Raw genomic sequence first — 13,024 nt, 5'->3', positions numbered from 1 at the left:
CGGGCGGCCTAGCGGCGCGAGGCGGGCCGGTCCGGCCGGGGCAGAAAGCCGTAGTGCATCATCCGCTTGCGCTCCCCGATGACGCCAAGGCTGACGAGCGCTCCCATGACCAGCGAGTACAGGACGATCGGGAGATCGATCCGTCCGATCGCCCACGCGGCCACCCCGCCGAAGAACACGGCACCGACGAGGCCGAAGCGCAGTGGATGCTGAACGGCCCGCTTGCGGCCTTCGGACGGGGGCAGATGCCCGCCGAAGGCTCGATCGACTGCGAAGAATATTCGTTTGATCCGGTCCATTGTTCTCTCCTCGCACTACATGGCCTGGCCCGGGCCCGAAGGCCCGGGCCAGGCCATGAGTCCCGCCCGCGCTAGCGACCCAACATCATACGGAACGCGGCTCCGCTGAGCGCTGACCGGGCAGTCAGACTGGTTGCCGTACCCGCAGCGCCCGCGCTGACAAGGCTGGTAGCAGCCGGCCAGATGGTGGCTTCTGCATACCCGCCCAGGGTCTTCTTGCCGTCAGACATTCGGTAATTGATTGCACCTCCGATAGCGGCTGCGGCCGTCGCACAGAGAGTGCCCGCGAGGAGGCCCACACCTCCGGTCACGAAGGCGACACCTGCCGTGCAGCCGATGGTCAGGCCGATGGCGACCACATCGCCGATGTGTTCCTTCACGTGATCCCATGCGGTCGACCACCAGGGCTTGTCCTCGTCCTTCTCGAAGACGTCCTTGTAGTCGTGCTGCACGGCCTTCTTGCACTGGTCGGAACTCTGCGACGAGACGACGTAGCAGCCCACGAACGCGTTGATCGCCCCTGTCCACTCATCCTTCGCGTTCTGCAACCACGCCGCCGCGTCACCCCGGCTCATATATTGCGACCCGCTGTAACCGAGGTTCTTCTTCAGCCAGTCGAAGGTCTTCTCGCTGAGTTTCTTCGACGTGTCCTGCTTCTTGCCGCTGGCGATCCACTCGTTGATCGACCCGTCGCCGACCGCGGTGCCCTTCTCCGGGTAGACCTTGCCCGAGCCGGGGTCGTAGCCCACCGACTCCTGCACGTCCTTCGGGCAGTCCGAGAGGTCGTACAGGCACGGGTCGCCGTGCGGCTCCAGGCCGGTCGGGTCGCTGTAGGCGATCGGGTTGTTCATTGAGTAGCTGTACAGGTTCATGTTCTGCGGTGTGTACGGCGTTCTCAGCGGGTCCGTGGAGATGAACCGGCCCAGTTTCGTGTCGTACATCCGGGCCCCCAGGACGGACAGCCCGGTGTCGGAGTCCTCGCTCTTGCCGAGGAAGCCGTGGTCGGTGCCGCTCGGCAGGGTTCCGCTGCGCTGGGCGCCGAAGGGCAGATAGCGGCGGCGGGTGACGGCGTTGGTCACGGAGTCCACCGTCACCGACGTCGACGCCTGCGGGTCGGACATCACCCAGGTGACGGTCCCGCCGGTGCCCGAGGTGCGCACAGCGACCGTGCTGGCGCCGTCCGCGTAGTACCGCGTGCCGGTGAGGGTGCTGCCGGCCTTGCGGATCTCCTGGCCGCCCAGGTAAAGGACCGTGGCCGCGCTGCCCTTGCGGAGCAGCAGGTTGCCGTCCGCGTCGTAGACGTACGACGTGGCCGAGGCACCCGTGGTCTGGACGAGCTGTCCCAACTCGTTCCAGATGAGTGTGGTGCTCGCCCCCTTCACCGTCTTCGACGTCATCTGGCCGGCGTTGTCGTAGCCGTAGCTGTCGGTTCCGGTCGGCGTCTTGACGGAGGAGACGGCGTGCGGACGCGCCGCGTTGGGGGTGTACGTCGACTGGTCGGCGGAGTAGCCGGGGTAGACGTAGTCGTTGACCTCGGCGCCGGTGGACTTGGTGTCGGTGACCTTCTGCAGGTTGCCGGCACCGTCGTAGGTGTAGTCGAGCTGGTACGGGTCCGTGCCGGTGGCCAGGTCGGGCGCGAACGGACCCGTGCAGCCGCTGGTGCTCAGCGTGGTGTACGCCTTGGAGATCCGGTTCAGCTCGTCGTAGTTGAAGCACTGGTGCTGGCCGGTGGTCCTGTCGTTCAGATCGGTGATCTGGCCGCCCAGGTCGTAGGTGTAGTCGTCGTTCTGGACGGTGCCCTTGGCCGTGGTGCTCGTGGTGATGTTCTTCAGCCAGCCGGTGCCGGTGGTGTCCTCGTAGGTGTAGGTGCGCTTGGCGCTGTTGGCGGCGCCCGTGACGCCGTAGGTGCGGCCGGTGAGGCGGCCGAGGGAGTCGAAGTCGGTGGCGTCGACATAGGTGGTGCCGCTGATGCTGCTGGTCACCTTGTCCTCAAGACCGGACGCGTCGTACGACGTGGTCACCGTCTCCGCCGGCAGCCCGGCGGTGGCGGGGTAGGCGACGGTGGTGTTGTGGCCCGCGGCGTCGTAGCCGTAGGTCGAGGTGTAGGTGCCCTGCAGCCCGTTGCCGTCGGTGGGGACGGTGACCTTGCTGTCGGTCAACTGGCCGTTGGCGTCGTACTTCACGGCCTCGGTCGTGTAGGCGAAGCCGCCCGCGTAGGAGGTGGAGGTGGCCGACCTGCCGATGCCGCCGGTCGCGGTGTCGTAGGTCTTGCGGGTCAGCACGGTGCTGCCCTTGGACACGGTCAGCGGCCGGTTCAGGTTGTCGTAGGCGTAGGTCAGGACAGCATTGTTGCCGTCGGTGGTCTGCTGGACCAGGCCGTTGGCGTCGTACTGCGTCAGCCGTGTGCCGGTGTCCAGCTCGACCGACTTGGTCGTCTCTCCGAGCCAGTTGTACTCGTACGTCGAGATGTTGCCCTTGGCATCGGTGAGCTTGGTCAGATGGCCGGAGCGGTCGTACTCGTAGCTGGTGGTGTAGGTGGACCCTCCGAACTCCACGATCTTGGAGGTCTGGCCGAAGACGTCGTTGTACACGTTCCTGCGCTCGCCGACGGCCGGCATCTCGGTGACGTAGTCGCCGTGATAATTGCTCAGCGTCTGCCGCTGGGCCTGGGGGTTGCCCAGCGCCATCAGCCGCGACTGGGTGGTACGGCCCGCGTAGTCGACGACCAGGTCGGTGTACGAGGGCAGGTTCGCCACCGTGGGCAGCACCATCCCGGAGCCCGCCGTGGAGGCGTTGTAGAACGGCGCGCTGGTTCCGGTGACGTTGCCGGAGGTGTCGTAGCGGGTGGAGACGACGGTACGGCCCGAGCCGGCCGGTGACAGGGTCTGGGTCTCGCGGGTGCGGCCCAGGCCGTCGGTGTAGGTGTAGCCGGTCATGAACGTGGAGCCGGACAGCAGTTGCTGGGTCGTCACCTTCGGCGGGACAGTGGACACCAGGTCCGGGACACCCTCGCTGTTGTCGGACGTGGTGATCGTGTAGGCGAACTTCGCCGTCGGTGTGCCGTCCGGGTAGTTGGCGATCTGGGCCGGCTTGAAGACCTGGACAACGCGGCCCACCGCGTCGAGCACGGTCCGGGTGGTCTGCCCGTTCGCGTCCAGGACCTGCTGCGGGATGCCCCACAGCCTGGACGACCAGGTGGTGGTGGACTGCGCGGTCGCGGGACCGCTGTCGTCCGGGTCGGGCGTGGTGACCTTGACGCCGTTGACCGGCCAGGACGTGTTCGGCTGGTAGACGGTCGTGGTGGTCTTGTTCTTGCCGTCGGTGCTCGACGTGGTCCGGCCCGCCGCGTCGTAGCCGTACTTCGTGATCCGGTAGTTCGTTCCGTCGGTGTACTTCAGGACCGCGGTGATGTTGGCGTCGCCGGGCTTGTTGTTGGCGGCCGGCTCACTGCCGGTCGCGACCGCCGCGTTGTCGAAGAGCTTGACGGCATGGCCGTTCTGCTTGCTCAGCCGGTCGGTGGCAGCGCAGTCCGCCTCGTAGTGGCGTACGTCGTCCTGCAGCACCATCCAGCGCTGGACCTGCGAACTCGGGAACAGGTCCGTGTTGTAGGCGTAGCCGTACGTCGTGCAGCGGTTGTCGTCGAAGGAGCTGAGGCCCCAGTCGTTGGTGCGCACCGGGCGGCCGTACGTCGTGCTGCGCGCGTCCGCGTCGTCGTACTCGTCCCTGACGACGTGCTCGCGCCAGCCCGCGGAGGTCAGGTCGTGCGTGGTGGTCTTGGTCTCGCGCACGAAGCGGGCGTCGGGCAGGCCGTCGTACTGGGCGGTGTCGTAGGCCCAGTACTCGTGCCACACCCGCTTGTGCGACTGGCCGGTGCCATCGCGGTCGCTGGACTCCAGGACCCGGCCCGCCAGCCAGGGGGAGTCGGTCTTCGCCGCGCTGCCGCTGTCACCGTCGTCGACGGTCACGGAGCGAGTGGCGGACGAGTCGGTCTTGGACGTGCGGTCGCCGTCCATGCCGCGGTACAGCCAGTAGTAGGTGGAAGCGGCGTTGTCCTTGGTGCCGGTGTGGACCTCGACCTGCTGGTAGCCGCGCCAGTCGGTCCAGGACTCGTTCGCGTCCTTGACCAGCGGGTCGTTCGGGTATGCCCAGGCGGGCTTGCCCACGTAGTCGTACGTCGTCGTCATGACCGGGTCGCCGTCGTTGGCGGTGCCCGCTCCGGGTCCGGGATCGACGCTGACCTTGGCGACCACGTACTTCTTGAACCAGCCGGTCTTCTCGGTGGTCGAACCCTCGGGCACCCAGCGCTGCTTGAAGCAGGCCTGGGTGTTGTTGGACTCCGACGGCGGACTGTTGATGTCGCAGGTGTCCTGCGCGTCGTAGTTCCTGTAGGTGACGTTGGTGAACGCACCCAGGTCTCCGTGGATCTGGGTGACGCGGCGGAAGTTCAGTACGCCGCCGCCGAGTTGGTTGTCCCGCCACTCGCCGTTGATGTTGATGGTGGGCAGGGTGATGTCCGTACCGCTGCCGTATCCCCGGCGCTGGACGTAGTCCAGCCAGAGGTTGGCGTCGATCACGCCGTCCGGGTTCGGCAGGCCGTACTTCATCTGGTACTGCATCGCCGGGTCCCAGGCTGAGCTGTCGTTGTCCCGGACCCAGGTCTTGACGTCCCACAGCATCTTCGTGGCGAAGAACGTCGGCGAGTACGTCTCACCGGTGATGCTCTTGCAGCCGTCGGTGCCGTCGCACATCAGGTCCGTGGGCACGTCGGGATACGAACTCGGGTTGCTGGAGATGCCGGGGCACGGGTCCGGCTCCTTGGCCAGAGGGTCCGTGTCGCTCATCCGCTCCACGCAGCGGCCCACGTACCGCAGTTCGACCTGGGCGGGCAGTTGCGCGCCGGCGATCTGCGAGGCCCAGCCGTACTCGATGCGCACCGGGTAGGCGGCGGAGTCGTAGGTGCGGGCCTGGTCGGTGAGCAGGACGGAGCGGTACTTGTTCTGTTCCTTCTCGTAGAAGTAGGCCGTCTCGACCTCGTTGGGATCCACGACCCGGTCCAGGCCCCAGCGGTAGGCCTGGGTGGAGACGCCGACGCCGCCGTTGTAGCCGGGCTCGCCCGGGTTGTTGCCGAAGACCGGGACGGTCAGCACGGAGTTGGTCGCGGTGCCCGTCTGGCGCTCCGAGCGGCCCCAGCCGAAGTAGTAGCGCATGCCCTCCTGGGTGGAGACCACCCAGTACTCGTCGTCCGAGCCGTAGCCGCCGGACAGATGCTGCACGCGCCAGCCCGGGTCGTCCAGGACGTGGTACCAGCCGGTGCCGTCGTTGTCCTGCACGAGCTGCGAGGTCACGCCGTTGAGGTTGATGACGTAGACCGCGCCGTCGGGCTCCGTGGTGGAGTTCGGCGAGTCCCAGCACAGGTCGCCGACCCAGCCGGTGCCGGTGCCGTCGTCCTGGCAGCCGCGGTAGCGGCGTTCGATGAAGCCGATGCCCAGGTCCCAGCCCAGGCCGGCCATCCCGGCCTGGGTGTTCACAGCCGAGGTCATGCCGTCCACGGACTGCGAGTTGTAGTTGAGCGACAGACTCGGCGCGGTGCCGGCGGGGGGCTTCGGTACGTCGATCGGAAGGCTGTACGTGAACGCGCCCGACCCCTTGGAGACGTTCCACGAGCCGGTCGGGCTCAGCGTCGAGGCGCGGTAGTCACCGGCGTCGGACGACGAGCCGGACGCCAGCGCGTACACCGTCCCGGAGTCGGTGGTGGCGGCGAGGGTCTGGGCGGACTGGAACTGCGACAGCGTCGAGCCGTTGGGCTGGATCACCGAGACGCGGGCGGCCGGGTCCCCGTCCGCCTGCACGGTCGCCGTGATCGTGTTCTTCGCCGTGTCGTTGGTGATCGGCACGGACTTCGGGGTGTCGTGCGAGCAGCCCTTGACGTTCGGTGTGGTCAGCGTGCACGCGGGCAGGGCGACGAGGCGTAGCCGGGAGGCGAAGTTGCCGCCGTAGGCGTCCTTGAAGCCGGAGTAGTCGATGGCGACACGCACCGGGCCCGGAGTGCCGGTGCCGTCCCGCCGGGTGACCCGGACGCCCACGCCTGTGCCCCCGGCCGGCGCCAGTTGGGCGCGGTCGAGGACCTTGACGTCGACGTCCTTCGGGGCGGCGGTGAGCGGTGACCGGGTCCCGGCGAGGGACGACACGAGGGCGGCCGCCGAGGCGGGTCCGACCTGGACGGCCGCCTTGCCGCCGGCCGTCGGGGTGACCGGGGCGGACTTGCCCGCCGCCATGCCGGACAGGGATATCCGCGCCTCGGCCGCCTTCGGCCAGGTGGCGCGGACGGGCTCGGTCCGCGTCGGCTCCGCGCCGTCACGCGGCACGCTCCCGGACGCCTCGGCAGGTACGTTCACCGGCTTCGGCGCCAGCGTGACGACCGCCGCCGCGGCCTCGGCCGCCGGCGCCCCCAACAGCGTCGCGGCCACCGCCACGGCCAACGCCCACGACATGTTCGATCTGTGTCTGCGCCTCGAACGCACGGACCATCCCCCAACCCGGCAAAACCAGCCCATATCACACCTGGAAAGCAAAGTGAACAGGTCATGACATTGGGCGGTCGGTGAAGTGACCACGAGTCACAGCCTGATCAAAGGTGCACGTTAAACAGGCTTGACCATCAGCCGACAGCCCCGCAAAACGGGTGATCAACACCAATCAGTCCTTCACACCCTCCTTACATGAGTGACTTGAATCACGTTTGCCGAAAATTTGGGCATCGGTCGCGATTAGCGTTACCTAAAGTCCGTTCTTTATCGATTCAGGGGACTACAGGCGCACTACGGGATTTACTCCCGGTTCCGCCGGAATCGACCCGACCTCTGGAACGGCGACAAACCGAGGCTGGCGTCACGAGATCTCCGGATGCTTCAATCCCCCCTCACAGCCAAGGAGAACTCCAGGGGGGAAGACGACATGGGTGACGCTCTTTCGGGGATGAGCCGCAGACAGCTCATGAAATGGGCCGGGGGAATGCTGGGAACGGCCACATTGGGTTCGGCCGCGACCATCGCTCTGACCAGTGGCACCGCATCCGCGGCGGTCGCCGCGTCCACGAAGTTCGACCTCACCGCGCCGTCGAGCGAATTGCTGCGGGAAATAGACCTCCAGGACGTACGTGTCCTGCAGTCCTTCTCCTTCGACAACACCAACAAGCACATCTACACGGTCAACCTGATCCAGGGAGGTCGACAACTCCCCGGCGAATCCCGCCCGTACACCGGAACCGAGCGCGCGGCCAACGGCGACCTGGCCGTCACCCGCCTCGACCTCACCGGTGCGAAAATCGGCCGCATGTACCTCAGGGGATTCGGACACGGCGTCGCGATCGCCGTCGAACCCTCCGGGAACAGCGCCTACTTGTGGACCGAGACCGACGCCGTCGCCGCCACCGATTCGGCCGGTGTCACCAATGGCTGGGGCAGTAAGATCGCCCGCTTCAAGTTCGTCAACGGCACGGTCCTCACCACCGATTCGTCGCAGATCACCAAGTTCAGCCCGGTGTCCGGAGCCGACCGCACGACCATCGCCATCGACCCCGTCAACAGTCGCCTGGCCGTGCGGTACCGCGTCAGCGGCGCCTTCAAGTTCAGTCTCTACGAGCTCGCCGCATTCAAGGCCGGCACATTCACACCGCTCGCGACGGTGACGCAGCCGACCGGCAGCGCGTATTCCGACTTCCAGGGCTTCACGGCCCTCGGGCAATACCTGTACATGATCGACGGAAACGCGTACACATACGCGGACAGCACGACGACGACACCTACCAATCCCGCCGGCAACACGTACATCACGAGAATCGACTGGAACACCGGGGCGGTGAGCGACCGCCAGCTCACAAAAGCCGCGGAAAGCCTCTACTACCGCGAGCCCGAGGGCCTCGCCATTCAGATCCCGGACACCAGTAATACGGCGGCCTGCCGACTGGTCATGGGATTCGCCTCGGAAAACTCCGCCACCGACACGGACAAGATGGCGAGTTTCTACTACAAGGGCTCCCTGATCTGACCTTGGCCCGCTCCATCTGAGCAAGACAGCCGATGCCCAGGCCGCCGTCCCCGATGCCGCACCGGGCGGTCACGCTGCTCGCCGACATCACCGTGCCCTTCCGCCTTCGCACGGAAGGGCACGTACTGGAGATGTCCGGGTGTGACTCGCCGCGGAGCGTCCTGCGATGGGCGACGCAGTCCTCCTACGCAGGGAGCGGTTGGCCCGGGCAGGGCGGGAGTTCCTGGCCGATCGCCTCGCGGAACCCGGCGCCACGAAACCGCTCCCGGAAGCCGCCGCGATCGCTGGGGAAGACCTCGGGCTTCCGCCCCCCGAGCGCCCTCGATGCCCAGCGACCGCCCGTGTCGGTCTCCGCTCGTGAGCCCCCCTACTTCTTCAGCGCCCGGCGGAGCTTGCCCGCGGCGCGGCGCAGGATCGTCGTCGCCCCGGGGCGCGGGGTGGGCCTGCGCCGTCCGGGATCCTTGGCCGCCAGCTCGGCCGCCGCGGCGGCGAGACGCTTGACGACGACACCCCCGCTCGCGGAGACGTCGAGGGCCAGCGGGAGGGCCACCAGCTTGCCGACTCCGGTCGCGGGCAACGTCAGCTCCAGTCGCCACTCGCCGTCCGCCAGTTCGTCGAGCCGGAGGTCGGCGCTCAGGTCGGCGTCGCCGGTCACGCGGGCGGTCAGCGTGGCGGGGAGCGCGACCGCACGACCACTCGCGACGTTCGTCAGCTTCAGGTCCGCCGCACTCTCGCCCTGGACATGGAACGGCAGGACGACGACGAGGCGGCCGGGGTCCGTCGTCACGGTGACGTCGGCGGAGGCGAGATGGGCGAACTCGTACGAGAGCCGGTCGGTCTGCTGGTCGACGTCGAGCGAGAGGTTGCCGTGCGGCTCGGTCCAGTACGGCAGGACCAGGTGGGCCGGGGAGCCGACGACGGCGCCGGCGCGCCCGCGCCCGGCCGCCTCGCTGCGGACGGCACCGAGGCGGGTCTCCTTGGACCAGCCGCAGGAGCTGATGCGGACCAGGACGTCCCAGACACCGGCGTCCAGTGCGGCGCCGTTGGCCGCTGCCAGCGGATCCACCCGCGAGCCGGCCCGCAGCACCTGCCGGAAGTGCCCTTCGCGCCCCTCCACGGCGACCTTCTCCCTGGTGAGCTCGACCGGTTGGAAGAACTCCGCGCCCGACGAGCGCTCCCGCAGGACGACATCCGCCCTCGATTTGCCCAGCGGCGCCGAGGTATCCGCGCCCAGCTTCGCGACGGCCTCCATGCTCTCCTGCGACAACGGCGGGGCGAGCAGGTCCTTCGTGCCGTCGTTGCGGAAGCTGAGCGGCTCGCCACCGGAGGTGAGAGCGGCGGTCAAGCCCACGGTCAGTACGCCCGTGTCCCAGGCAAGACCGTCCAGGCTGCCGGAGGCCTTGATCCCGGACTCCCAGCGGGCGAACTCCTCGACGTCGGCGAACCGGCCGGCGGCGATCAGCGCGGCGACGATCTGCTGTGCGGGCGGCAGACCCGCGGCGACTCCCGGGCCGAAGCGCTCGACGACCACCTTGTGGATCTCGTCGAACAGCTCCCGGCGGTAGTCCTCGGGAAGCTTCAGGAGTCGCTGCCCGCGCATCCGCTCGACCATCTCGTTGCGCAGCCAGCGGCGGAAGAGCTTGTCCCGCAGCGGGCCGGGCTCGGTGAGTTCCTCGACGACGTCCAGGGCCTCGCGGAGGTTCTTGAAGTAGCCGACCGGGTCGAAGCGCTGGAAGCCCGCGTTGGCCGCGTCCTCACGCTTGATGTGGTAGTAGCACAGGTAGTCGCTGAGCACCGCGACGTTCTCGGCCCGCAGGTACGCCTCGGTGACGAAGACGTGGTCCTCAAGACGTCGACGCCCCTCCATATAACGGAGGTTGTGCCGGTCGAGGAACTCCTTGCGGAACATCTTGTGGGGGGTGAGGCTGTCGATCAGCGGGGCGTTGTCGACTGTGGCGTGCGGACGGTTCTTGCGGAACAGCTCCCGGGGGACGCCACGGCCCTTGCCGACCATCTTGCCCACGATGACGTCGGCCTTGTTCTCCACGCCGTAGTTGTACATGCGTTCGAGAGCTTCGTCGCCCAGCCAGTCGTCGTTGTCCACGAACTGGATGAACTCACCCTGGGCGGCCGCGATGCCCGCGTTGCGGGGCTTACCGGACCAGCCGGACGCCTCCTGGTGAATGACGTGCATGTTCGCGTGCTCGGCGGCGAGCCGGTCCAGGCGCGCGGGAGTGTCGTCGGTGGAACCGTCGTTGACGAAGATCGCTTCGTACTCGTCGTCCGGCAGGCTCTGACGCAGAAGAGAGGCGATGCAGTCCTCGATGTACCTGCCCGGGTTGTAGACCGGGATCACCACGCTCACCTTGATGGGCATGTGTCTTCTTCCGCCTCAGCTACTGGGAGTCATTCGTCAGGACCCGGCGCATGTCGCCGCTCGGTAGACGTTCGATTAAGGCTAACGGGTGACCGACCCGCCCTCCGTCACAGCAAGTGACGGACCAAGACACAAACGGATCACAAAGCCTATGGAACGATTTCACGAACTGTGGCGGACCAGCCGGAGTGTTGCTTGACAGGGCCACGGTTAGGATGCCGCGCATGAAGGCTCTCGTTCTCTCCGGTGGCTCGGGCACACGCCTGCGCCCCATAACCCACACATCGGCCAAGCAGCTGGTGCCCGTCGCCAACAAACCCGTGCTCTTCTACGGTCTTGAGGCCATCGCCGACGCCGGGATCACGGATGTCGGGATCATCGTCGGCGACACCGCCGACGAGATCCGGGAAGCCGTCGGCGACGGCTCGAAGCTCGGGATCGACGTCACGTACATCCCCCAGGACAAGCCGCTCGGCCTGGCGCACGCGGTCCTCATCGCGAGCGAGTTCCTCGGCGACGACGACTTCGTCATGTACCTCGGCGACAACTTCATCGTGGGCGGCATCACCGGCCTCGTCGACGAGTTCCGCACCGAGCACCCCGACGCGCAGATCCTGTTGACCAAGGTGCCCAACCCGACGTCGTTCGGTGTCGCCGAGCTCGACGGGAACGGCCGGGTCAAGGGCCTGGAGGAGAAGCCGAAGGAGCCCAAGAGCGATCTCGCCCTGGTGGGTGTGTATCTCTTCACTCCGGCGATCCACGAGGCCGTTCGCTCCATCAAGCCCTCCTGGCGCGGCGAGCTGGAGATCACCCACGCCATCCAGTGGCTGATCGACCAGCGCAGGGACGTGCGCTCGACGACCATCTCCGGCTACTGGAAGGACACCGGGAACGTCGCCGACATGCTGGAGGTCAACCGCTCCGTCCTGGAGACGGTCGAGCCCCGCATCGAGGGCACCGTCGACGAGTCCAGCGAGATCATCGGCCGGGTGCGGATCGACGCCGGCGCCGAGGTCCGCGGGTCGCGCATCGTCGGCCCGGCCGTCATCGGCCCCGGTTCGGTGATCACCGACTCGTACATCGGCCCCTTCACCTCGGTCTCCGAGGGCTGCCGGATCGACGACAGCGAGGTCGAGTACTCCATCGTCCTGCGCGACTCCTCCATCACCGGCGTACGGCGGGTCGAGGTGTCCCTCATCGGCCGCAACGTCCAGGTCACTCCCGCGCCCCGCAACCCCGCGGCCCACCGTCTCGTCCTCGGCGACCACAGCAAGGTACAGATCTCTTCATGACCTCCCCTTCGGCTCCGGCCCTCCCCACCCGGATCCTGGTGACCGGCGGCGCCGGCTTCATCGGCTCGCACTACGTCCGTACGCTGCTCGGCCCCGAGGGCCCGGGTGACATCACGATCACCGTGCTGGACAAGCTGACGTACGCGGGTAATCCGGCCAACCTCGACGCGGTGCGCGAGCACCCCGCCTTCGCCTTCGTGCAGGGTGACATCTGTGACCCCGCGCTGGTCGGCAAGCTGTTGGCCGAGCACGACCAGGTGGTGCACTTCGCCGCCGAGTCGCATGTGGACCGCTCCATCGACGGCGGCGCGGAGTTCGTGCGCACCAACGTGGTCGGCACCCACACCCTGATCGACGCCGCGCACCACGCGGGCATCAAGACCTTCGTGCACATCTCCACCGACGAGGTCTACGGCTCCATCGACGAGGGCTCCTGGCCCGAGACGCACCCGCTGCAGCCCAACTCGCCGTACTCCTCGGCGAAGGCCTCCAGCGACCTGATCGCACTGTCGTACCACCGCACCCACGGCCTGGACGTCCGCGTCACCCGCTGCTCGAACAACTACGGGCACCACCACTTCCCCGAGAAGGTCATCCCGCTGTTCGTGACCAACCTCCTCGACGGCAAGAAGGTCCCGCTGTACGGCGACGGCGGCAACGTCCGCGACTGGCTGCACATCGACGACCACGTCCAGGGCATCGAACTCGTGCGCACCAAGGGCCGCGCCGGCGAGGTCTACAACATCGGCGGCGGCACGGAGCTCAGCAACAAGGAGCTGACCGGGCTGCTGCTGGAGGCGTGCGGCACCGACTGGGAGACCAGCGTCGAGTACGTCACCGACCGCAAGGGCCACGACCGCCGGTACTCGGTGGACTGCACAAAGATCCGCGAGGAGCTCGGCTACGAGCCCCGCAAGACCTTCGAGCAGGGCCTCGCGGAGACGGTGCAGTGGTACCGCGACAACCGCGCCTGGTGGGAACCGCTGAAGGACCGGGCCGCGCTCTGACCT

At 67.5% G+C, this 13,024-nt stretch carries 6 protein-coding genes; 3 read left to right on the top strand and 3 right to left on the bottom strand.

The genetic code is table 11. From position 1 onward, the window contains the following. Window positions 1–8 precede the first annotated feature (8 nt). Entirely contained in the window at window positions 9–299 is a 291-nt protein-coding gene (locus OO69_RS33095) for a hypothetical protein (protein ID WP_033284557.1), read from the bottom strand. Window positions 300–370: 71 nt separating this feature from the next. Further along, the gene (locus tag OO69_RS33090; RefSeq protein ID WP_078652672.1) at window positions 371–6,790 is read right to left on the bottom strand and encodes an RHS repeat-associated core domain-containing protein; all 6,420 of its coding nucleotides are present in this window, start codon (window positions 6,788–6,790) and stop codon (window positions 371–373) included. 463 nt (window positions 6,791–7,253) lie between these two features. Here OO69_RS33090 and OO69_RS33085 point away from each other — a divergent pair, with 463 nt between their 5' ends. Continuing rightward, window positions 7,254–8,345, top strand: coding sequence for a hypothetical protein (locus OO69_RS33085; protein ID WP_033284556.1), 1,092 nt, complete (start codon window positions 7,254–7,256; stop codon window positions 8,343–8,345). A 367-nt stretch (window positions 8,346–8,712) separates the two neighbouring features. Here OO69_RS33085 and OO69_RS33080 read toward each other — a convergent pair whose 3' ends face one another. Next, the gene (locus OO69_RS33080) at window positions 8,713–10,722 is read right to left on the bottom strand and encodes a glycosyltransferase family 2 protein (RefSeq protein ID WP_033284555.1); all 2,010 of its coding nucleotides are present in this window, start codon (window positions 10,720–10,722) and stop codon (window positions 8,713–8,715) included. Window positions 10,723–10,946: 224 nt separating this feature from the next. On the opposite strand from OO69_RS33080, the gene OO69_RS33075 reads away from it, so the two are divergent. Together OO69_RS33075 and rfbB are read left to right on the top strand one after the other, a co-directional pair. Continuing rightward, window positions 10,947–12,014 carry a glucose-1-phosphate thymidylyltransferase gene (locus tag OO69_RS33075; RefSeq protein WP_033284554.1) on the top strand — a complete coding sequence of 356 codons (1,068 nt, stop codon included), beginning with the start codon at window positions 10,947–10,949 and terminating at the stop codon, window positions 12,012–12,014. Beyond that, entirely contained in the window at window positions 12,011–13,021 is a 1,011-nt protein-coding gene (gene rfbB, locus OO69_RS33070) for a dTDP-glucose 4,6-dehydratase (RefSeq protein ID WP_033284553.1), read from the top strand. Before OO69_RS33075 ends, rfbB begins: the two co-directional genes overlap by 4 nt. Window positions 13,022–13,024: the final 3 nt, after the last annotated feature.

The sequence above is a fragment of the Streptomyces sp. NRRL F-525 genome, assembly GCF_000716605.1.
GTDB lineage: Bacteria > Actinomycetota > Actinomycetes > Streptomycetales > Streptomycetaceae > Streptomyces.
Note: the sequence above shows the minus strand (reverse complement) of the source record. Positions and strands in the feature narration are given on the sequence as shown.

Bases quoted from the DNA above. Each gene is read 5' to 3' on its own strand.
- OO69_RS33095 (WP_033284557.1), bottom strand. From the start codon at position 299: ATGGACCGGATCAAACGAATATTCTTCGCAGTCGATCGAGCCTTCGGC.
- OO69_RS33090 (WP_078652672.1), bottom strand. From the start codon at position 6,790: ATGTCGTGGGCGTTGGCCGTGGCGGTGGCCGCGACGCTGTTGGGGGCG.
- OO69_RS33085 (WP_033284556.1), top strand. From the start codon at position 7,254: ATGGGTGACGCTCTTTCGGGGATGAGCCGCAGACAGCTCATGAAATGG.
- OO69_RS33080 (WP_033284555.1), bottom strand. From the start codon at position 10,722: ATGCCCATCAAGGTGAGCGTGGTGATCCCGGTCTACAACCCGGGCAGG.
- OO69_RS33075 (WP_033284554.1), top strand. From the start codon at position 10,947: ATGAAGGCTCTCGTTCTCTCCGGTGGCTCGGGCACACGCCTGCGCCCC.
- rfbB (WP_033284553.1), top strand. From the start codon at position 12,011: ATGACCTCCCCTTCGGCTCCGGCCCTCCCCACCCGGATCCTGGTGACC.